Source organism: Candidatus Vondammii sp. HM_W22 (genome assembly GCF_022530855.2).
Classification (GTDB): domain Bacteria; phylum Pseudomonadota; class Gammaproteobacteria; order Chromatiales; family Chromatiaceae; genus Vondammii.
Genome location: NZ_CP099567.1, coordinates 1,339,927 through 1,361,441 on the forward strand (window position 1 = coordinate 1,339,927; position 21,515 = coordinate 1,361,441).

Below are 21,515 nucleotides of genomic sequence, written 5' to 3' on the forward strand. Positions count from 1 at the left end.
AAATACGCCGGGATGGATGTCTCAGAAGCCAAACGGCTCAAAGAGCTTGAAAGCGAAAATAACAAGCTTAAGAAGTTACTTGCCGAGAAAATGCTTGAAGCTGAGGCGATGAAGGATGTGCTCTCAAAAAAGTGGTAAAGCCTGCTGATAGAAAACAAATCGTGAGCTACCTTAAGTCGCGGTTCAAATTAAGTGAGCGTAGAGCTTGCCTATTAGTAGGCTTAAGTAGAACCGCTTTTCGGTACGTTACTCAATGGGGAAAAGATGAGCCTCTACGCAAACGGTTACTTGAGCTGGCAAAAAAGCATCCGAGTTATGGTTATTTGTTTTTACATGGCCTCCTGAGAGGAGAGGGGCTTGTGAAAAACAAGAAGCGGACCTACCGAGTCTATAACGAAGAAGGTCTTCAAGTGAGGACTAAAAAACGCAAGAAGATAATACGACCAAGAATGCCAACGATTATGCCCATTGGTAAAAATATACGCTGGTCAATGGATTTTGTCAGTGATCAGTTGGCTAATGGTCGCCGCTTTCGAGTATTTAATGTGATTGATGATTACTCAAGAGAAGTTATTGGCCAGCTCTCTGACTTCTCGATCAATGGTCACCAGGTCGCTCGTTTTTTAACTCAGGTGATTGAGCTCAGGCATAAAAAAATGGGGCGTATTAAGTGCTGAATCAGTTCACGCTGCTTATCATAAAATTCCCAGATGTAATCATTTTTCGTGCGTTTTTGTTTCTTCAGATACAAGCACAGTGATTCTATTTCCCGTGCTCCAAGCAAGCCTTGTACCCAAGGTTTTATTTGTCTAAATGATACATGGTCATCAATGGTGTCGTCAATAAAAAAGTATAATAATTCAGCGGCTTTGCTAATATTTACTACCGCGCCATCCCAATCTTTATAGGCCATTTCCTTGGCATACGCTTTAGCTTTTTCACGTAACTCTCGGACATGATAAATAAACCCATCAGCCAAACGTTCAATATTGATTTGTACCCGCTTCTGAAGATAACAAAGTAAATAAAGCTGCTGCGTGACACGGTCGAAGCGTTTAAGCTTGGTTATAGAGTAGTAATCAACCATCGCCGCATAGTGCAGTCGGTTTTGTTGCGATAGTGATAGAGCATAGGCCACTTGATTAACTTCATCCATCCAGGGCTGAATCAACTTGTTGACGTTTAACTCTTTCTCCAATTCTGGAGCATTAAAACTTTTCGCCGCCTGCTTAAGTTCTTTAACGGTTAGCATACCTTTTCCATCAACTAACTCAGCCAAGTTAGTAGCTAATTCATCTGATATGGTTGTCTTTAATAGATCAGAAAGTCGCTTACGTTCCTGTTTTATTACCTGACTGATAATTCGCTGAAGCACGGTATATTTAGGGATTCCTGTATGATTTCGAGCTAAGTATTCGGTGGAGGCATCAAATAAAAAGCGCGGCTCAATCCAGGATTTAGCAACCTGTTGCAAATAGGTAATGAGAGGTTCCTGATGTTGTTCCACACACCATGTTTTGAATCCCTGAAGGTTTATAATCTTGTCGTAGATACGTGTTTTCTGCTTATTGCTAACACTGAAGCGAGGGACTTTAAATTTAGGGAAATATTCTTCAGCAATAAAGGTGAGATCTGCTTTCAATTCCTTGTAGGCCGGATTGAGCTGAATGGGCTTGATCTTAAAGTAACCCAGCAGAGCAATAGCATAGCATTTATGATTGCGATCCCTGATGGATTTAATAACGTCCTGCTCCAGATCATTCAGAGTAAAACTGATACGTTTTTCTTCCAGTGACAGGCTGGGAACGCCATATAAATCGTTAATTTCTGCTTCGTGGAGTACGGTCAGGCGTTCTTTATAAGGCATAGGCTTCTCGTAAAAGCCGGAATATTACTATAATTGGGATATTGCAGTGATTTTGAAAATTAAGGCACCTCTAGAAGCCTTATGAGGCATGGGCTGTAGCGATAAGTGTCACTTTAGGACGGAATGTCCCCAGAACCCCATGGTGGCGTATCTCCAATGGTTGTTTTGATGTCTCGCAACAACAAATCAACCAGATACCCCGCTTTTTTTCAATTCCTTTCAAACAACACTTTCAGTTATAACTCGCGTTATTCGAGTACTGGATAGAATGATAGCGGAACGTGGTTATCCTGAGAAAATCAGGCTGGATAATGGCCAGGAAATGACATCAGTCGCGTTAGCCGATTGGGCTGAAGAACATGGCGTTTTGCTTGATTTCATCGAACCAAGCAAGCCTACACAGAACTCATTCATTGAACGATTCAATCGAACCTACCGGACGGAGGTCTTGGATTTGTACCTGTTCAGCAGGTTATCGGAAGCCAGAGAAATCACTGAAAACTGAATCAGGAAATATAATGAAGACCACTCACATCAGTCACTTGGGAAATTAACGCCCGTAGAATGCCGGCTTAAATATGAATCAGAAAACTCTAAAGTTGGGTGGCACTGAAACAGGAGGGTTTACACTCCGACAGCCACATCTCCAATAATTCCTTGTGGCCTTCCAGGTTGACGCCAAAAGCGAGGTAAATTGCTTTGTTGATCACTTTCTTGTCTTGCCTGATTTTAACGACAATGCAGTCCAGATAAACAATAGGCTGAATCGCATCCAGGGGCGAGATTGCCATTCGATAACCTGCTCGGTAACCGCATCAGTAACTTTGGATATGAGTGTGTCGGGGACAAGGGTGTTGAGGTAGCAAGAGTCGATCAGGTCGCCGCTTGATTCAACTAGCTAAACACCAGATTTGACTATAACTCGATGATCAGCCAGTTCAACGTTGAGTGCTGCATCGACCGTGATTTTGGTCAGCATTTGCCGAAACTCTTTGAGATCTTTTTCAGTTTTGATGTTTTTAGCGGCCGCCTAGGCTATCGCCTGGAGCTCTTTCTTGTCGATCATCTGCCTGTCCTCTCCCTTGTTTGGGTTTAATGACAGGCAGTTACACAGAATTTAGGTCTGTCTCGATCTCTTTTAACCAGCTTCTTTGTTCAGTAACCCAACAGCCTGCTGGACTTAATCAAAAGACTCTCTGATCTCAACCGGTGTGCCGACAGGGATTCGCTGAAAAAGAGTGAGGAGATTGTCATTTCGCATCCGGATGCAGCCATGTGATTTGGCTATCCCCATGGGTTCTGTCTCTGGGCAGCCATGTATATAGATGAATCTGCGCAGTGTGTCCCGCTTTCCACCTCTATTGAAACCTGACTGATCGCCACTTAGCCAGAGAATCCGGGTTAAAATCCAGTCCCGCTTTGGATGGGCTTTTGCCAGTTCTGGCGTGTAGATCTCTCCTGTAGGGCGGCGTGCGATAAAAACACTGTTCTCAGGTAACTCAGCGCCAATCTTTGCTCTGATATGGTGATGCCCGCGTGGTGTGCAGCCGCTACCCTCTTCTTCACCCACACCATTGGCTGCTGTGGAAACAGGGAATAGATACAGCCGTTTTTCTTTGTTGAGTAGCTCGAGCGTCTGCCTGCTGATATCAATTCTGATATGCAGGCCGGACTTAACAGTTACTTTTTCAGACGTGTTTACCATTGATTAAAGGGGTGGTTAACCAGGCTAACGTTGTAGTACTTGGGGTCACCTGACACTTCATCCCCTACCCATTCAGGCAGCTCGAAGGCTTCATCTTCACTATTGAGCTCAATCTCAGCAACGATCAGCCCCCTGTTAGCTCCTTCAAAGATATCCAATTCCCAGATGTGTTCTCCACATTTCACTTTATAGCGTGTCTTGTCGATAAATGGCTGCTCTGCGATCTGAGCCAAAATTTCTTCTGCCTCTTCCAGAGGAATTTCGTATTCAAATTCAGCTCGTTTAATTCCTATGGTGCTGCTCTTGATGTTCAGGTGTGCCTTACCATTGGCAATCCGAACACGCACTGAAGCATTTGTCTGGTTGGCTACATATCCCTGCTTCATGACAGCATCAGAGACAACGGACTTTCGCCACTGATCATTTTTCACCAGAAATTTACGTTCTATTTCAATTCCCATAATTAAATCACTTCTGAAATAGTGCAATTGATTCGACGTGGGCTGTGTGAGGAAACATATCCATCACCCCTGCAGAAATAAGCTTGTAGCCATGTTGATTAACCAGTTCTCCAGCATCCTTAGCTAGAGTGCCCGGATAACAGGAGACGTAGACGATCCGTTCAATACCCAGTTTAGGCAGATGTTCCAGTACCTCCTGAGCCCCGGATCTTGGCGGGTCGAGTAGTGCTTTGCTGAATGTATCCAGCAACCAGGGCTCTTTCTCCAGGGATTCGTAGAGGTTGGCCGTGTAGTAACGGGTATTGGATATTCCATTACTTTGGGCATTTTCTCTCGCCCGGGAAACCAGTCCCGCGTCACCCTCCACTCCAACCACCTCTTGTACCTGTCGGGCGATGGGCAATGTAAAGTTACCAAGTCCACAGAACAGATCCAGCACCTTGTCGTCCGGGGTCAATTCCATCATGCCGATGGCACGTTCAACCATTAATTGGTTGAGTTCACTGTTCACCTGGGTGAAATCATTGGGCTGAAACTGAATGGTCACATTATAAGCGGGTAGAGAATAGCTGAGTTCTGCCGCCTGACCTGAGAGTGGACGAACGGTATCCAGACCACCGTCCTGACTATAGATATCAATATTCTGCTGTTCCCCAAATTGGAGCAGTAGTAACTTGTCTTGTTCGGCAAGAGGTTCCAGTATTCTGAATATCAATACACAGGTCTCATCACCCATGGCAACTTCAATCTGGGGTATTTTATCTTTTATCGTCAGTGATTCGATCAGGTCAGCCAGGGGAGTCAGCAACTCCCCCACCTTGGGGTGCAATACATGACAGCGGTCTATGTCGGCAACAAAGCCTGAACCACGCTCACGAAAACCAACAAGCACTTTGCCCTTTTTTATGACGTTCTTTGCACCCAGGCGAGCTTTCCTTCGATATCCCCAGACACTCTCATTCAACAGCGGCGGCAAAATGGTTTCAGGCTTTACCTTGCAGATGCGTTCAAAAGCATCCATCAGAGAGGTCTGCTTTGCAGCAATCTGAGCAGAAGGTGAGACGTGCTGCAGGCTGCAACCGCCACAGATTCCAAAATATTCGCATTTTGGTTCAACTCGATCTTCAGATGCCTTGAGTACCTCGCTGACGATGCCTTCGTCATAGCGTCGCTGTTTTCGGGTATAGGTGAACATGACCTCTTCACCCGGCAAGGCGCCGTGTATGAAAATAGCCTTTCCATCAAGATGAGCAACACCTCTGCCATCGTGACTCAAAGAGTCGATTGTTGCCAACACGGGTTCAGTAGGCAGTTTTCGCCGTCTGGAACGCCCCATTTTAAAACCTCAATATTTAGTCACGGAGAATAGATAACGGCGGCACAATTGGCCGCCGTTTTGTCAAGTAAATGCGTTATACAGAAATTGACGAGTAGCTGACTGTTAAGTCCCTTTTATCTCTTTTTCCATTTGCCTTTAGATGTTTGATACCACCAGCCGGCAGAGGCTTTCTGTACCCAGGTTCTGGCAAAGGTCGTGCGAACATCAGCCTCCCACTCCGGATGCCCATTGGCTTTGGCAATGGCTTTGTAGAGTGCATTGCGGTCTTTGTTCTCTGCACTGACCAGCTTTTTTGCTTTGTTACGCTCTTTTAGCGAAATCACGGATGCATCATGAATCGACACCAGGGCATTTTTGGTGAATCCTATCCCGCCGGTGGCGTAGTAACGTTTCAGGCTGTTGTTACGCTTCTTCATACTCGCCTGCAGTTTACGAATCCCCGGCGTGTTGATATTGAAATTGGGTTGTGCTGCTTGGGCTGAAGGAATAATCAATTCCAACAGTTGGCTTGCAAAACTCGCTTCAACCGCCGGCTCCAGCCTTGCGCCTTTATCTTCATCTATGGGATTTTTATCCTGCTTCTGAGTTCCCAGGATATCATCGACAATCCGTTCAGCAGCTTCTTCTGCCTGGGCTGAGGGAAAATAGATGTTTATCGTGACACATGCAGCGAGCAGTACCGGTGTTTTAAATGCTTTCATTCATGCTTCTCCTTTGGTGCTTATTCGATAACGGGTGCACTACCCGATGCAATCTGCTGCAATTTGCTTAACAGCAGATTCCAGTCTGTTTTGGTGTTGAATCCTATGATATCAATCCGTGGAATACCGCCACCTTTGACAAGATAATAGCCGCGTTCTGTAGATTCGATACCGCCCATGTCACAAATACCCTCTTCCAGTTTGCATTTGATGCCCAGCCGGGTGTAGCCAAACTCATCAAAAAAACGTAAAAAACTGCGTGACAATGCACCTGACACCCCTGAACCATCCAGGTTGGAGATATTATCTACCGCTTTCTGACTGATTCGGTGCCGGCTGTCATCATCAACTGGAGTGGCAAACCAAGCATCAAATGAGATGGGCTGCCAATCTTCGAGTCGAAGATTATCAATACGGCCTTCCAATTTGCCTGTTATTTTACCAAATGAGAATGTTTTGGTCAGGGTTTCCAGATCAAGCTCTTTTAGTTCAATATCGGCATCGAGTGCGGGCAGTGCCCCGAACAGATCATCCAACTGCAGATTTTGAATAAGGATGCTCCCCCCAAACATCTTCACCAGCGCCACACCATCGACATTGATGACCCCTGACTGATAGGAGACGCCGGGAATCATCCCCGAGAGTTGGCCTGCTAGAGTAGGCCAGCCCATAGCCTGGCTGAAGCGTTCCATGGAGATAGGGGTCAGATAGCCTTGAAAACGGAGTTCTGCACCACTCTCCCTTTGAATCGACACAAACTTTTCTGCCATGAGTTTGCCGTCGAGCAGAGGGATTGCCGCTGGCCTGCCGAGCACAATACGCTGTTCTCCTAGGGTGATGAAGAGTTCAGCCGGGCCAATGTCGATGCCACCAAGAAGTGTGCCTCCCTCCCATCTCAGGTAACTTTCGCTCTCACTCTCATTACGGGTTGTCCAGTTTAGTGTGCCATCGAGGCCGTAGAGAGCAAATTGTCCGCCTACGGATTCACTGCTCTCCTTTCCCTGCTCCAGATAGATATCATCCAATTCTATCTTTACCCGGGTCTCCCGAATGCCATCTATCTCCAGTTCGAGCCGGACTTGCCCGGCTAATTCAATCTCTTCGAAGAGTGGGTCAGCCAGCACAGGTTGAAAATAGGCTGAGAAGAGTCTGGCCAGATCTGAAACCCCGGTCTTTGCCTGCAGTTGAATAATGCTGAAATTCTCACCCAATCCGAGAACTGCAGATGCTGTGAGATTCAGTATATTCGGATGGTTAAATGAAAAACCGGATAATGAGAGCCGTTCACTATTTTCTGACAGATGATAGTCTGACTGAAGGATTATTTCACTGCCTTCTGGAGCAAGATAAAGGCTAGAAGTGAGAATTTTACCCTTCTCGACAATCAGGGAGTGATGCCCTTTCCACTGAGTGTTTTTCTGTGAAAAGGTACCATTCCATTCGCCGCCGACACCTTCACCCAGATAATCGGCATCTGCGTCAGAAAAACCCAAAGCAGCAAAGTAAATATCCCAGTCACCTTTTCGTATACCGCTGCCTCTACCTTGCATGGCAAGTTTGATATCAACACGTCCGGTAAGTGCCATTTTATTTGCTGACTCATCCTGAATAGGAAACAGCTCCGCAAGTTGCACCAGATCTACCTTTTTTGCATTGATTCTGATATGCTAGTCGGGATTTTGATAAACCGCTGAAATGGCTAAGGATCCTTTTAAAAAATGAAACTTATCTATATTTAAAACAAGATGTTATGAATTATTATTCCAGCTAAATCTAACTGGTATCTCCTGGGCTTTTAACGCAGGATGATTGAAATGCAGCTTTCCCTGATCACAGATGATTTGATCATTGACTCGCCCTTTGCGGCAGTCTATCCAGGGTGACTCAAGGGGAAAAGGGAGTAAGGGATGATTAAGGCTGACAGCAGAAATCCTGAATTTATCGCCGCCGTCTCTCCATGAAAGGGCGATGGTAATCTCTTTCGCCAGCCAGTCCGGTCCGGAAACACTCCCCAAGTCTATGGTGATGCTGTCTATGCCTGTGGCAACGTAAGGCACCAGCAGCAAACTAAAGGCTGCTGCCAGCATATCCGGACTCTATTCTGCTGGATAAACACCTGTAGATAGATACCTATCACCACGGTCACAGATGATCGCAACAATCACAGCATTTTCAACTTCGCCGGAGAGTGTGAGCGCTGCCGAAACCGAGCCGCCGGAAGAGATACCGGCAAAAATACCCTCTTCGGTGGCCAGTCTCCGTGTCGTCTCTTCCGCCGCTTGCTGAGTAACATCCATCTCTCTATCGACCCTTGAGCGGTCAAAGATGCTGGGAAGGTAAGCCTCCGGCCAACGCCGTATTCCTGGAATGCTCGCACCCTCGGCTGGTTGTACGCCAATTATCCGGATATCCGGATTCTGCTCTTTAAGATAACGGGATGTTCCCATGATGGTGCCCGTTGTTCCCATTGCACTGACAAAATGGGTGATCCTGCCTGAAGTGTCTCGCCAAATCTCAGGCCCTGTCGTTTGATAATGCGCTTCTGGATTATCCTGATTGGAAAATTGATCAAGGACTATCCCTCTCCCTTCCAGTTCCATCTGCTGCGCTAGATCACGAGCACCTTCCATTCCTTTCTCACGGCTGACAAGAAGAATATCTGCACCGTAGGCACGCATTGAAGCTCTCCGCTCAACGCTCATATTGTCGGGCATGATAAGGAGCATTTTGTACCCTTTAATGGCTGCAACCATGGCCAGTGCAATACCTGTATTACCGCTGGTAGCCTCTATCAGCGTATCATCAGGCTTGATATCACCGCGAAGTTCGGCCTGCTGTATCATGCTCAGAGCCGGACGATCCTTTACGGAGCCTGCTGGATTATCTCCTTCAAGCTTGACCAGAATGCTATTAGTGCTCTTTCCTGGCAGGCGCTGCAGGCGTACCAAAGGGGTATTCCCGACAAATTGTTCGATCGTTGGATAGTTCATAACACATGCTCTACTCTGGCACGGGTTTTCGATTTGTATCGATTCGCCGATGGCTTTTGTCCAGTCAGGTAACTTTGGTCTTTAACCCATTAATTAAGTTGTTTTAACTGACTTTTTGGATTACTGCTGTTAGATTGCCATTCACACCCCTTCAAGACGCATATGTCGCTTTGCCTGGTTCAGAGGATTCTTGGAGCCAGGCAAGGCGACATATGCGTCTTGCAAGAATCCTCTATTTCGTTAATGTGGTTAGGCTTGTTTGCGAATAGCTTACTGTGATTTATTCGATAGTGCTTAAATTTCTGAGACATCTGCACTATAGCTTCTCCATATGTCGATATAAACAATACTGTCGTGCTTTACCTGTTGCCTAATGATCGGCATTAATGTTCTGGCTTTAGCATCGAGGATAATAACGGTAAGTACCTTACCGTCGCGCTTTAGCAAGCCAAATACAGAAACTTTACCGACCGCACCTCGACCTCCTTTTCCTTTGAGCCTACCACCAAAATAACTTTCGTCTGCTTCTATTCCTCTGTCCAGCAATTCCAGATACTCACTGTGGTCATAGATAACCTGTCTAAGTCGATGAAAGCAATATCCCTCCGTTGTTTTATTGACGCCAACTTCAAAGAGGCATCTGTTCGTGCTATTGTACCCGCTACAAATAACTCGATTAATCGACTTTGTTTGTACCTACTTAATCTGCTCTTTCTCATCTTTGTCATCCTAAAATAATTTATTTATCTAGGACAGCCCCTAAGGTTTTACAATCTCATTTTACCAAATATTCAAATCATCTCTTTTTAGTCATCCAGGTGGTGCCCTTTAGAGTTGAATCCACCAGTTTCTAATTAGGAAAGTCCCTGCTACAAAGCTGAAATGAAAGGGTTATCGCCCTCCACTCCAGAAGAGAGTTGAAGAGACCACCTCTGTAGCACTTCCCGACCGGATGATCTGTATAATGTTCCAGATAATTACCATCTGGATCTCCAGAGGCCATAGCCAAACAACCTAATGCTGAAATTCCAGTTACCAAGAACCCTGATCGCCCTGGTCATTGGCCTGCTATTTCTGCTGCTGGTAGTACTATTGCTGCTAGCTACCGACATCGCCTTCCGGGTATGGGGACACCTTGAGCAGGCCCCCGTCTGGTTCAATTTTATTTACGCTGCAGGCATTGGTATTCTGGGTATCCCTTTCGTCATCTGGATCTGGCGCCTGCTGTCACGGTCCAAGCAGATCAAGAGAGAATCCCCGGAGCCAAAGCCTCAAAATGAGGAAGCACTGAAGCAGCGACTGCAGGAGGCACAGGAGCTGGGGGTAGATGCCGGAGTTGCAGAGTCCACCTTGACCACCCTGCAGCAAGACCGTGAGGCTGGGATTATTCGGGTGTCGCTGTTTGGCGAAATCAGCAGTGGCAAGAGCGCTCTTGCCGGCGCACTGATCCCCGGAGCAACAACCAGCAGCGACGTACTCGGCGGCACCACACGTACAATGGTGGAGCATCACTGGACCAGCCCGGCCGGAAATGAATTGATCCTGGTGGACATGCCCGGCCTGAATGAAGCCGGAGAGAAACTGAGCGACCTAGCACGGGAAGAGGCGCTGCGCTCGCACATCGTAATCTATCTGTGCGATGGCGATCTCACCCGGGGTCAGCACCGGGAGTTGCACGCGTTGCTCTCACTGCACAAACCCACCATTTTAGCATTGAACAAGACAGACCGTCTCCAGCCTGGGGAACTGATCCAGTTGCGCGAACGTCTGGGGGAAAGGGCTGAACAGATCAACACTTTTGTCGCCATTCGCACAGGTGGAGAACAGCAAGTGGTCCGGGTATCGCCCGATGGCAGTGAAACCCTGGAGAGCAGACCCCTGCCACCGCAACTTGATGAGCTGAGAGCAGCACTGCAACAGATTATCGACAGTGACCAAGGGATGCTCGACCAATTGCGTAACAACAGTCTGTTCGTGCTAATCTCCCGACAACTGGATCAGGCTGAGGCGATCCACCGTCGTGAGCAGGCACAGCAACTGGTCAACGGCTACGCAAAAAAAGCGATGATTGGTGCCCTCGCTGCGGTAACCCCGGGAACCGACCTGGTGATCCAGGGTTATCTGGGAACACGGTTGATCCGCGAACTGACAGAACTCTACAAGGTTCCCTTGCGCCGGATAGACAGCGAAACACTGATCGAACTGGCACAGAAGCACTTGGGGAAAAAACACACTCTAGTGCTGGCATTGGCAGGCAATGCGATGAAAGCGTTTCCCGGTGTCGGTACACTCACCGGCGGCCTGCTGCACGCGGCGGCCTATGGCATGATATTCGACAGCCTGGGAAGAGCAGTCGCCGACAGCCTGGAGCGTCGCGGCGAACTGCACCCCCTGCCCACGGCTTCACTATTTGAGGAGTATCTGGGTGAAGACCTGGAATCGACTGCGCAACGCATTGCCCAAGTGGTGGCAGCGGAAGCAAAAAAAAAATCCACAGACTCCTGATCCGGAGCAGAATGGCAACCCCGGCAATCTGAACATTGCCAGGGAGAGCCTGCGCGCCCTGCTGGATGACCAACGGGTACCGGATGAGGTACGCCTGTCACTGGCCGGAGACTACCGCCAAGTGCGGGAGATGCTGGACAAACTGGAACATGAGCATATCCACATCTCCGCTTTCGGACGGGTGAGTGTGGGTAAATCCGCCACTCTCAACGCACTCCTGGGGCAGCCCCTGTTCACTACTAGTCCGTTGCATGGCGAAACGAGTGAAAGTGCCATGAGCATGTGGCAGGAACAGAGCAGCGGCAGTATCTTTCTTATCGACACGCCCGGGATCAACGAAGTGGAAGGCGAGGCACGTGAACGTTTGGCACACGAAGTGGCAGAGCGATCCGACCTGGTGATCTTCATTGTTGACGGCGACATCACTCACAGCGAACTGGAAGCCCTGAAACTGCTGACTGCACAGAACCGTCCGCTGCTGCTGGTACTGAATAAAGCAGACCGCTACAGCCGGGATGAACGGGCAAAATTACTGCAAAATCTGCAGCGGCGCGTGACCGGAATGGTCAACCCTGAAAACATCATCCCGATTGCGGCAGATCCGGCGGAGCAGTTGGTGATTCAAGTGGACAGCGAGGGTATAGAACGTGAAAGCCAACGCCAGCCTGCACCGTACATAGCCCCGCTGAAAGAGCGTCTCTGGGATATTCTGGAGCGGGAAGGGAAAACTCTGGCAGCAATCAATGCCACGCTGTTCGCCGGCAACCTCTCCGATCAGGTGGGAAAACGTATCCTGACCATAAAACGTGAGCTGGGTAGCAAGGTGACCCGCATCTACTGCGTGGTTAAGGGTATTGCCGTTGCGTTGAACCCGATTCCGGTTGCCGATCTGGCGACTGCCGCTCTGGTGGATATCAGTCTGGTGGTTCACCTCTCCCGCCTCTATGGACTCCCCCTGTCAAAGCGCGAAGCGGGACAATTGATCAAGACCATCATGGCCCAGATGATTCTGCTGATGGGTACCGTCTGGGCAATCCATCTGGTCTCCTCCGCTCTGAAGCTGGGCACCGGAGGCATCTCCACTCTGGCCACTGGCAGTGCACAGGGGGCCGTGGCCTATTTCAGCACTCGCATCGTGGGTGAAGCCGCCGAGCAATATCTGGCCCAGGGAAAATCCTGGGGTGAAGGCGGCCCCAAACTGGCGGTCAGGGATATCCTCGATGGGTTGGACCGGAATTCAATCCTTGCTCAGGCCAAAGCGGACATCGCCTCCAGACTCAAGGCATCGCGTAACTGAACCGGCCTTGAGAACAAAACAGAAGGAATACATCCAATGGACCCTATGATAAAAACCATGCAACCGAGTTTTTTGATCATCAAGACCGACTTGAATTCCTTGAGCAACTGGGAGGCCCGCTGCCAAGGCTGGAAAGGACCGTAGACTAGAAGGCTTTTCGAGTATTGTTGGGCTCAATTTATAAAAATAGTGGTCCCAGTAAAGGTGGCGTCCACCTTACGATGCGGCACTGATGTTCAAGGTATTGGTTCTACGGTATTTGTTCAATCTGAACGATGATCAAACAGAGTTCCAAATACGGGATCGCTATAGCTTTTGTCATTTTCTTGGGCTGAGCCCGGAGGGTGAGATGCCCGATGCTAAAACAGTTTGGGTATATCGTGAGCGCCTGAAAGAACGGGGCCTTGTTGATAAACTCTTTTCAGAGCTGTTGATCCAGATTGATGCAGCAGGCTCCAATGCTCGCACAGATTGTAGATGCCGCTATCGCTCCAGTACCCAGGCAACGTAATACACAAGAGGAAAATAAGCAGATCAAAGCCGGGGATAGTCCTGAGGTATGGAGTGATAACAAACGCCGCCAGAAGAATGTTGAAGCCCACTGGACCATGAAGCATGGCAAAACCCACTATGGGTACAAAAACCGCATCAGCATAGACCGGAAGCACAAGGTCATTCGCAAGTACGCCATCACATCAGCTGAAGTTCGTGATAGCCAAGTCTTTAAGGAACTGCTGGATGAGAACAACAATAATGGCAGTGTCAGGGCCGATTCTGCTTACCGCAGTGTAGAATGGGAAGCCGCTTTACCGGGGTGCGCATTGCCGCAGGAGTTATAACTGAAAGTGTTGTTTGAAAGGAATTGAAAAAGAGCGGGGTATCTGGTTGATTTGTTGTTGCGAGACATCAAAACAACCATTGGAGATACGCCACCATGAGTAAGAATAACGTTGTTAAGCTGGCAGTTCGAGATACGATTATCGATCCGCTGACAGAGTTGCCGAGAAGCGGTGCAGAGCAGTTGATCTACCAAGCGGTGGAGGCCGAGCTGTTGGCGGAGCACGTCGAGCGACGGACAGAGGATGGCAAGGTGGGTGTGGTGCGTAATGGTCACCTGCCAGCTCGTAAACTGCAGACAGGATTAGGGCCGGTCACGGTCAAGATCCCCAAAGTTCGCGCGAAGATCCGGCGAGCCGGTGACGTTCCGATCAGCTCTGGTGCCGCCGTATGTACGCAAGACGAAGTCACTGGAAGCGGCGCTGGCGTGGCTCTACCTGAAGGGGATTTCCAGTGGAGAGATGGGTGAAGCCCTGAAAGTGCTGGTGGGTCCGGATGCAACAGGCTTGTCGGCCGGCAGGGTATCGCGTCTGAAGCAGGTCTGGGCAGAAGAATATCGGAGCGGGTGCGAGGAGCGCCTGGATAAGGGCCATTGGGTGTATGTGTGGGCAGACGTCTACAGCGGACAGAGAGCAGAGCAGACGAAGCTGTGTGCCCTGGTGGTGATCGGCGTGAATGAGCGTGGTGAGAAGCATTTTCTGGCAATTGAGGATGGTGTACGGGAGTCCACACAGAGCTGGTGGGAGGTACTGTTGAAACTGAAGTCACGCGGACTGACCCCGCCAAAATTGGCGATCGGTGACGGTGCCATGGGATTCCGGGCTGCGCTGTACGTCAAATGCTTTTGGCTTGCCAGGGCGGATTCAATATCAGGGAGACTGGCGCGTCCGGTTAGTTGGGCTGTGGCCATAGCAACAAATTGCGTCCAGCGATTCATCGCATCACAGCGGCGCTGTCCATCGTGCTTGTTGGCAAGTACTGAAAACTCATGTCTAGGGAGCAGTTTTAGGATGTGAGAGAACACAGTGTTATGATGAGGCAAGGCTTGAATCCTCTTGTTATTACAGTGTTTCTTCGCACCTTCATTGTAACAACTTGTTGAGATTCAAGCCTTTTTATTGCCTGCAAAGCGGGACAGCAGTGACATGCCCAGTTATTAGCCACTCAGTGGCTTTGTCAATACAATAACGAAAGGCCACATATGGTGACCTTCCCCCCATCTTAACACCAAGACTTGGATGAGATAATTCATTCTAAGCGGCCCTATTTACAAAGGCCACAGGTGACAAATAATTTAATGCGCTATGAGGCCGCACGTGATTGTAGTGCTCTCGCCATTGATCAATTTCATGTCTAGCGTCATCAATGGACCTGAACCAATGCTGATTTAAGCATTCATTTCTGAATTTACCGTTTAAGCTTTCTACAAACGCATTCTGAGTAGGCTTACCTGGCTGAATAAAACCTAGCTTAACGCCACTTTCTTTTTGCCAGTAGAACATCGCCTTGCTAGTAAACTCAGTACCGTTGTCGCAGATTATTTGATCCGGAGCGCTCCTTAGATCAATCAGCTGAGTTAAAAAACGAGCGACCTGGTGACCATTGATCGAGAAGTCAGAGAGCTGGCCAATAAGGGGTCCTAGGGATTTTCCCTCGTAAACGGACATAAACGGCTAGATCCCTTTCCCCGCCTACGTTTCCCGAGAGGGGTACTTTTCGATTTCCGAACATTTTAGGGTAATTTGGCTAGAATCGTGGCCTTTAGGTAACGATTATGACCACAGAGAAACGACTCAAGATCCTCACCGAAGCGGAAATTGTTGACTTGTTCGGCCCGCCAGCACTCAATCAAAACGATCAACGATTCTTCTTCACACTCAATGATATCGAATTGGCCCAGTGCCAGAAGATTCGCAGGCGTGATCAACGCTGCATGTTCGTTGTGTTGCTCGGCTACTTTAAAGTGAAGCCCATTTCTTTGAGTCCCGGCTACCACCAGATCAAGCATGATATTAAATATGTCTGCTCAGAAGTGTTTCCCGGTTCCGGTCTGAGTCCCTTCAATCTAACTCAAAAAACTCGTGTGCGTATCTATCATCGCATATACGAATTAACAAACCATCAACGCTGGGAGAACGAACGGCACAGCGCCGCGCTGACAATAGACCTTCGCGAACACGCACAAGCATGGGCTCAACCGCGAGCGTTGTTTGACAGGGCTATTGAATACTTAGCGGCACAAAAAATTAGCATTCCTGGGTACTCAGTTTTGCAAGACTTGATCAGTGATGTCGTCAGTGCTACCAACGATCAACTCATTCGCCAACTCGAAGACCTCATCTCTGTTGACTTGACTTCTATGTTGTCTGACTTTGTCGAAGGCAATGACCCACTGACTCTACGGCGGTTAAGAATGGCGGCTAAGAACATTACAAGGAGTGAGTTGCAAAAAGAACTCGCCGTACATCAGCACATTCAATCTTGGATGCTAGAAGTCGATGAGGTTTTAAGTCAGCTATCAATATCGTTGAAGAATCAGCAGTACTTTGCTGAAAGAGTGACTTACTATGGTGCCAAACTAAAACGCCAACCTGTTGGTTATCAACGCCTCTACTTGTTGTGCTATTTGCAATCGCGTTGGCAACAGGCACTGGAACGAATAGCCGATGGCTTTGTTCATCATCTTTTTCAAAGAAAACAGAAAGCCAAAATATACGCGAGAGAATCTGTTTATCAAGACTGGCAACGAGCTGCGAGTAACGTCAGTAAAGCGGCGCAAGTGTTGCGTCTTTTTATCGACGACAGAGTAGATCAACAACAACCGTTTGGGGCGTTACGGCAGCATGCTTTTAAACTTCTAGCGGCGAAAGATCTGGAATCCGTTTGCCTGTTTTTGAATGATCAAAAGCGATCGGTTGAAGAGGCCACGTGGCAGTACTTCGATCACCGGGTGAGCTTACGAGAAGGCTTACTTCGTGATCTATTCCTGTGCTTGCACTTTGAAGGCGGTGAAAAAACACAGCGCCTGGCAGCTACACTGCATCGTGCGCAGCGTGATCTTATCGCCGATGGTGAAATCTCAATCGGCGCAATGGATAGCCGCTTGCCTACCAAGAAGCAATTGTCGTTCATGCAAGACTCGAGCGGCGTGATGAATAAAGGTCGGTACGAATGGTTCCTTTACTTGCAAATCCCCAATCGGTTGAATGGCCAGCTCACACTGCCAAATGTGTTTAAATACAGGGCTTTGGAGGCTGATCTAGTCAATCGTGAGCGATGGACAGAAGAAGGTGGGCAACGCGACCAACCAAGGCATTTATGGTATCGCTCAAATATCCGATCGCACTTACGATCAGCTCAGCACCATTCAGGCGAACTATCTGAGGTTAGAAACACTGAACGCAGCCAACGATCGCATCAACAACGCAACGGCTAAGCTTCCGATCTTCAAGCACTACAATATCCAAGAAGATGTTATCCACGCCAGTGCTGATGGTCAGAAGTTCGAATCCCGGCGTGAGACATTTAAAACACGTTACTCGTCAAAATACTTTGGCACGCAAAAAGGCGTGTCGGCCATGAGCTTGATCGCCAATCATGCGGCCATCAATGCTCGTGTGATCGGTGCTAACGAGCACGAGTCCCACTACATCTTCGATCTACTGATGAACAATAGTTCCGAGATCGTGCCAGACGTACTGTCTACCGATACGCACGGAGTCAATCACATCAACTTCGCATTGCTAGATCTCTTTGGGTACAGCTTTGCTCCACGCTATGCTCAGGTGGGTCGTGTCATCAATGAGATGTTCGATGTCAAAGAAGACAAGGATAAGAAAATCCAATTGAGTCTGAAAAAGCCCATCAACACCAAGCTCATCGCGGCTCACTGGGATACTATACAACGGATCATGATCTCACTTTATGAACGCAAAACAACGCAAGCGACATTGGTTAGAAAGCTCTCAGGTTACAAAAGCAGCCACCCGTTACTCGGGGCACTAACGGAATACAATCGTATGGTGAAAGCGAATTATTTACTCAACTACATCGATGACGTCAGTCTGCGCGACTACGTTCAGCGAGCACTCAATCGAGGCGAGGCTTACCACCAACTGCGTCGTGCAATCAGCAACGTCAATGGTGATCAGTTCCGCGGCAGCTCGGATGAGGAGATCCAACTGTGGAACGAATGTGCTCGCCTGGTTACCAACGCTATAATCTACTTTAACTCGGCCATACTCAGTCAGTTGCTGACTAGCTTTGAATATCAGAAGGATGATGAAAAAATCCAGATCGTCAAATCAAGCCTCCCCAGTTGCCTGGTACAACATCAACCTGAAAGGCACCTACAACTTCCAAATGAGTGGGAAATTGCCGGATCTGGACGAATTAATGAGCTCAATCGACGGTTATAAGCCTGTTCAGGAAAAGTACCCACATCCGGAAACGTAAGCAGGGCATGGGATCTAGCCGTTTATGTCCGTTTACGAGGGAAAATCCCTAGGACCCCACTATATTCAAAACGAGAACATCGTGACCGGCATCTGTCGGCCGCGTTGCGCGTAGTGGCGCGGGAGGATCCCAGTTGGTGTTATCGTTTATCAGGTGCCTATCTGCGGCTCAGAGGTTGGCAGGTAAACAACAAACGCGTATATCGACTCTGGCGGCTTAATGGCCTGTGTTTGCCGCCTTATCGCCCTCGACGGAAGATTCGCACTGGGGTAAAACTGGAGGGATTGGCGCTACGACGGAATGATGTGTGGGCATGGGATTTCGTACATGACCGCTATCATGACGCAGAGCCTCTGCGGTGCTTGACGGTCAAGAGCGAAGCAACCGGTTATTGTGTGGCAATCAAAACTGGTCGATACCTACAGAGTCAACACGTGAAAGCGGTGCTACGTGAATTAATCATTCGCTACGGAATTCCCCGAGCCATTCGCAGCGACAACGGAGCCGAGCTGTTGGCCTTCGTACTGCGCGAGGAACTGGAAAAGGATGATATTAAGCTAGCCAATATTGAACCGGGAAAACCCTGGCAAAATGGCAGCAATGAAAGCTTCAACGGCATTTTCCGCAAGGAGTGTTTAAATGCAGAGATATTTGGTAGCCTGACCGAAGCCAGAGTTGTTATTGAACAGTGGCGTTGCCGATATAATGAGCGGCGACCCCACAGTTCACAACACTACGTCACGCCAGAGATGGCGTATTTTGGATTACGTGAAATGCGGAGAACCTAACACGCCAAGTGGCCATAGAATGGGGGCATTTCAATACTTCTATCCCAACGGCAATGGCACTACGGGCTCAAGGTGCCAGATATCTTCATTGTATTCCCGCATAGTACGGTCGGTTGAGAATTTACCGCTCATTGCGGTATTCAGAATACTGCTTCTTGTCCAACTCTCTACATCACGATAAGCCTTCGCTGCCTTGTTCTGGGCCGCGATATAGGAGGTGAAATCTGCAGCGACCATCCAAGGATCGTGAGGGTTTCTGATCGACTGGGTAATCGAATCGAATAATCTCGGGAAGAACTGATTGAAATGCCCTTTCTCCAGCAGATTCATCACCTGTCTCAGATCCGGATCACCCTTTATCACCGCCTCAGGATTATAATAGGTCCGCCTATCCATCACCTCTTCTGCCGTCATGCCAAACAGGAAGAAATGGTCATCACCCACCTCTTCTCGAATCTCAATATTGGCGCCATCCAGTGTTCCGATGGTAAGAGCACCATTCATCATGAACTTCATATTACCGGTGCCTGATGCCTCCTTGCCGGCAGTTGAGATCTGTTCTGACAAGTCGGTACCCGGGCAGATCACCTCCATGGCAGAAACCCGGTAATTGGGCAGAAATGCCACTTTGAGCAATTCTCCAACATCGGGGTCATTGTTGACCACATCGGCAACATTATTGATCAGTTTTATGATCAGCTTTGCCATGGCATAACCAGGTGCCGCTTTACCGCCAATTAACACACAACGGGGTATCCACTCGGCTGTGTCCCCAGCTTTGATTCGGGCGTAGAGATGGACGACGTGGAGAATATTGAGCAACTGGCGCTTATATTCGTGGATACGTTTTACCTGGACATCGAACATTGCATTGGCATCAAATTTGATCCCACAGTCCTGTTTAACCAGTTGGGCCAGCTTTTGCTTGTTCTCTTGCTTGACCTTGCGCCAGATTTTCCTGAATTTCGCATCCTCCGCATAGGGCGCCAACTGGCGGAGTTGCTCAAGATCCGAGATCCATCCTTCACCAATGGTTTTATTGATCACCCCCCGCAATCCGGGATTGCAACTGGCTAGCCAGCGCCTTTGAGTAGCACCGTTGGTTTTGTTATTGAATTTCTCCGGCCAGAGTTCATAAAAGTCCCTAAACAGGCCCTCTTTAAGCAGATTAGAATGAAGTTGTGCCACACCATTTACAGAGAAGCTGCCTACCAAAGCGAGATAGGCCATGCGTATCTGAGGCTCGCCACCCTCTTCTATTATGGACATTCGACGCAATCGATCATTATCACCCGGCCAGTAGCAGGAGATCTGGCGTAAAAAACGGGCATTGATTTCATAAATAATTTCAAGCAGCCGCGGCAGCAACTGTTGAAACAGCCTTACCGGCCACTTTTCAAGTGCCTCTGGTAATAATGTGTGGTTAGTGTAAGCCATGGTGGATTGGGTGATTTCCCAGGCTTTGTCCCAGCCCAGCCCATACTCATCCATCAGCAACCGCATCAATTCTGCCACCGCAATTGTCGGGTGAGTGTCATTGAGTTGAAAGCAGTTGGAAGCTGCGAAGCCATCAAACAGTTGTCCGCTGCGGTCACACCAGTCTCTGATCACATCTTTTAAGCTGGCAGAGGCCAGAAAGTACTGCTGGCGAAGACGGAGTTCTTTTCCATTTTCACTGCTATCATTGGGATAGAGGACCATTGTGATGTTCTCTGCCGCATTTTTAGCACCCACCGATTCGGCGTAACTGCCGGCATTGAACTCTCCAAGGTCAAACTCGTCGGTAGCGGCGGATTTCCACAACCGTAAAGTATTCACCGTGCCGTTTCTATACCCCGGAATCGGGGTATCGTAAGGAACAGCCAAGACATCATGGGTATCTACCCAAAACACTTTAAACGATCCATCACTGCCGCGACGATACTCGGTGTGGCCTCCAAACTGCACTCTCTGGGTGTACTCGGGGCGTTCCAGTTCCCAGGGATAACCATCACGCAACCAGTGGTCAGGCTCTTCCATCTGATTGCCATCGACAATTGTCTGCCGGAACATGCCGTACTCGTAACGGATGCCAAACCCCTTCACCGGTAGTTGCAACGTCGCACAACTGTCCATAAAACAAGCCGCAAGCCGCCCCAGACCACCATTTCCCAATCCGGCATCCGGCTCATTCTCAGCCAATTCTTCCCATAGAATGCCCAAATCATAAAGCCCTTTGGTCGTTGCGTCGGTAATCCCCAGATTGAGCAGACTGTTGCTCAATGCCCGCCCCATGAGGAACTCCATCGAAAGATAACTGGTGCGCTTGCAGTCGGCATTATCATAGGCCATCTGGGTGCTTTTCCAGCGTTCCATCAGCCGGTCACGAATGGCCATCGCCAATGCAACATAGGGGTAGTGAACCTTATCGCAATTTCGGTCCCTGCCCAAGGTGTTGTTAAAGTAGTGTTTGAAACTCTTCCCCACCTGAGTTGAACTCATACCCAATACAGGTATGTCAGTTAGTTTTTGGTTTGGCCTGCTGTGCAGAAAAGAGGCGAAAGGGGCATCGTCATTATGTCGCATTTTGG

The 21,515-nt window shown here is 48.6% G+C and carries 14 protein-coding genes and 8 pseudogenes; 9 read left to right on the plus strand and 13 right to left on the minus strand.

The window, feature by feature from the left end:
- Positions 1-653: pseudogene (locus tag MN084_RS07585) on the plus strand (DDE-type integrase/transposase/recombinase); the annotation flags it as partial.
- Here MN084_RS07585 and MN084_RS07590 read toward each other — a convergent pair.
- Positions 629-1,867, minus strand: a complete 1,239-nt coding sequence (locus MN084_RS07590) for a DUF4158 domain-containing protein (protein ID WP_330178461.1) — start codon at positions 1,865-1,867, stop codon at positions 629-631. The pseudogene MN084_RS07585 and the gene MN084_RS07590 sit on opposite strands and share 25 nt — an antisense overlap.
- Before the next feature lie 244 nt (positions 1,868-2,111).
- Here MN084_RS07590 and MN084_RS07595 point away from each other — a divergent pair.
- Positions 2,112-2,480, plus strand: a pseudogene (locus tag MN084_RS07595) (integrase core domain-containing protein); the annotation flags it as partial.
- Between the two features lie 16 nt (positions 2,481-2,496).
- On the opposite strand, the pseudogene MN084_RS19515 reads toward MN084_RS07595, so the two are convergent.
- The 9 genes and pseudogenes from MN084_RS19515 to MN084_RS07645 all read right to left on the minus strand — a co-directional run.
- Positions 2,497-2,882 (minus strand): annotated as a pseudogene (locus tag MN084_RS19515) (transposase); the annotation flags it as partial.
- 165 nt (positions 2,883-3,047) lie between these two features.
- Positions 3,048-3,572: a L,D-transpeptidase gene (locus MN084_RS07610; protein ID WP_241087385.1), complete on the minus strand. Its 525-nt coding sequence runs from the start codon at positions 3,570-3,572 to the stop codon at positions 3,048-3,050.
- Positions 3,566-4,033 (minus strand): CYTH domain-containing protein, encoded by a 468-nt coding sequence (locus MN084_RS07615; RefSeq protein WP_241087384.1) that lies wholly within the window; start codon positions 4,031-4,033, stop codon positions 3,566-3,568. The genes MN084_RS07610 and MN084_RS07615 overlap by 7 nt, the downstream gene beginning before the upstream one ends.
- A 7-nt stretch (positions 4,034-4,040) precedes the next feature.
- Positions 4,041-5,369, minus strand: coding sequence for a 23S rRNA (uracil(1939)-C(5))-methyltransferase RlmD (gene rlmD / locus MN084_RS07620; protein ID WP_241087383.1), 1,329 nt, complete (start codon positions 5,367-5,369; stop codon positions 4,041-4,043).
- Between the two features lie 116 nt (positions 5,370-5,485).
- Positions 5,486-6,073 (minus strand): DUF1318 domain-containing protein, encoded by a 588-nt coding sequence (locus MN084_RS07625; RefSeq protein ID WP_241087382.1) that lies wholly within the window; start codon positions 6,071-6,073, stop codon positions 5,486-5,488.
- 20 nt (positions 6,074-6,093) lie between these two features.
- Positions 6,094-7,707, minus strand: coding sequence for a hypothetical protein (locus MN084_RS07630; protein WP_241087381.1), 1,614 nt, complete (start codon positions 7,705-7,707; stop codon positions 6,094-6,096).
- Between the two features lie 114 nt (positions 7,708-7,821).
- Complete coding sequence (locus MN084_RS07635; protein WP_241087380.1) at positions 7,822-8,160, minus strand: hypothetical protein; 339 nt, start codon at positions 8,158-8,160, stop codon at positions 7,822-7,824.
- Between the two features lie 9 nt (positions 8,161-8,169).
- Positions 8,170-9,063, minus strand: a complete 894-nt coding sequence (gene cysM / locus MN084_RS07640; protein WP_241087379.1) for a cysteine synthase CysM — start codon at positions 9,061-9,063, stop codon at positions 8,170-8,172.
- Positions 9,064-9,152: 89 nt separating this feature from the next.
- A pseudogene (locus MN084_RS07645) lies at positions 9,153-9,782 on the minus strand (IS1595 family transposase).
- A 298-nt stretch (positions 9,783-10,080) separates the two neighbouring features.
- Between MN084_RS07645 and MN084_RS07650 the strand changes: the two are divergent.
- The 5 genes and pseudogenes from MN084_RS07650 to MN084_RS07670 all read left to right on the plus strand — a co-directional run.
- Positions 10,081-11,568: a GTPase gene (locus MN084_RS07650; RefSeq protein WP_241087378.1), complete on the plus strand. Its 1,488-nt coding sequence runs from the start codon at positions 10,081-10,083 to the stop codon at positions 11,566-11,568.
- Positions 11,489-12,865, plus strand: a complete 1,377-nt coding sequence (locus MN084_RS07655) for a YcjF family protein (RefSeq protein WP_241087377.1) — start codon at positions 11,489-11,491, stop codon at positions 12,863-12,865. The genes MN084_RS07650 and MN084_RS07655 overlap by 80 nt, the downstream gene beginning before the upstream one ends.
- Before the next feature lie 232 nt (positions 12,866-13,097).
- Positions 13,098-13,376 (plus strand): transposase, encoded by a 279-nt coding sequence (locus MN084_RS07660; protein WP_241087376.1) that lies wholly within the window; start codon positions 13,098-13,100, stop codon positions 13,374-13,376.
- Positions 13,324-13,704: a transposase gene (locus MN084_RS07665; protein WP_241087375.1), complete on the plus strand. Its 381-nt coding sequence runs from the start codon at positions 13,324-13,326 to the stop codon at positions 13,702-13,704. The genes MN084_RS07660 and MN084_RS07665 overlap by 53 nt, the downstream gene beginning before the upstream one ends.
- A 95-nt stretch (positions 13,705-13,799) precedes the next feature.
- Positions 13,800-14,532, plus strand: a pseudogene (locus tag MN084_RS07670) (transposase); the annotation flags it as partial.
- 59 nt (positions 14,533-14,591) lie between these two features.
- Here the strand turns inward: MN084_RS07670 and MN084_RS07675 are convergent.
- Both MN084_RS07675 and MN084_RS07680 read right to left on the minus strand, forming a co-directional pair.
- Positions 14,592-14,726, minus strand: a pseudogene (locus tag MN084_RS07675) (DUF4372 domain-containing protein); the annotation flags it as partial.
- Between the two features lie 229 nt (positions 14,727-14,955).
- Positions 14,956-15,336 (minus strand): annotated as a pseudogene (locus MN084_RS07680) (integrase core domain-containing protein); the annotation flags it as partial.
- 140 nt (positions 15,337-15,476) lie between these two features.
- On the opposite strand from MN084_RS07680, the pseudogene MN084_RS07685 reads away from it, so the two are divergent.
- Positions 15,477-18,157, plus strand: a pseudogene (locus tag MN084_RS07685) (Tn3 family transposase).
- 44 nt (positions 18,158-18,201) lie between these two features.
- Positions 18,202-18,945, plus strand: coding sequence for an IS3 family transposase (locus tag MN084_RS07690; protein WP_330178530.1), 744 nt, complete (start codon positions 18,202-18,204; stop codon positions 18,943-18,945).
- A 39-nt stretch (positions 18,946-18,984) separates the two neighbouring features.
- Here MN084_RS07690 and MN084_RS07695 read toward each other — a convergent pair whose 3' ends face one another.
- Positions 18,985-21,510, minus strand: coding sequence for a glycogen/starch/alpha-glucan phosphorylase (locus tag MN084_RS07695; protein ID WP_241087373.1), 2,526 nt, complete (start codon positions 21,508-21,510; stop codon positions 18,985-18,987).
- Between the last annotated feature and the right edge of the window lie 5 nt (positions 21,511-21,515).

Coding starts and splice junctions, on each gene's coding strand:
- MN084_RS07590 (WP_330178461.1), bottom strand. CDS start 1,867: ATGCCTTATAAAGAACGCCTGACCGTACTCCACGAAGCAGAAATTAAC.
- MN084_RS07610 (WP_241087385.1), bottom strand. CDS start 3,572: ATGGTAAACACGTCTGAAAAAGTAACTGTTAAGTCCGGCCTGCATATC.
- MN084_RS07615 (WP_241087384.1), bottom strand. CDS start 4,033: ATGGGAATTGAAATAGAACGTAAATTTCTGGTGAAAAATGATCAGTGG.
- rlmD (WP_241087383.1), bottom strand. CDS start 5,369: ATGGGGCGTTCCAGACGGCGAAAACTGCCTACTGAACCCGTGTTGGCA.
- MN084_RS07625 (WP_241087382.1), bottom strand. CDS start 6,073: ATGAAAGCATTTAAAACACCGGTACTGCTCGCTGCATGTGTCACGATA.
- MN084_RS07635 (WP_241087380.1), bottom strand. CDS start 8,160: ATGCTGGCAGCAGCCTTTAGTTTGCTGCTGGTGCCTTACGTTGCCACA.
- cysM (WP_241087379.1), bottom strand. CDS start 9,063: ATGAACTATCCAACGATCGAACAATTTGTCGGGAATACCCCTTTGGTA.
- MN084_RS07650 (WP_241087378.1), top strand. CDS start 10,081: ATGCTGAAATTCCAGTTACCAAGAACCCTGATCGCCCTGGTCATTGGC.
- MN084_RS07660 (WP_241087376.1), top strand. CDS start 13,098: ATGTTCAAGGTATTGGTTCTACGGTATTTGTTCAATCTGAACGATGAT.
- MN084_RS07665 (WP_241087375.1), top strand. CDS start 13,324: ATGCTCGCACAGATTGTAGATGCCGCTATCGCTCCAGTACCCAGGCAA.
- MN084_RS07695 (WP_241087373.1), bottom strand. CDS start 21,510: ATGCGACATAATGACGATGCCCCTTTCGCCTCTTTTCTGCACAGCAGG.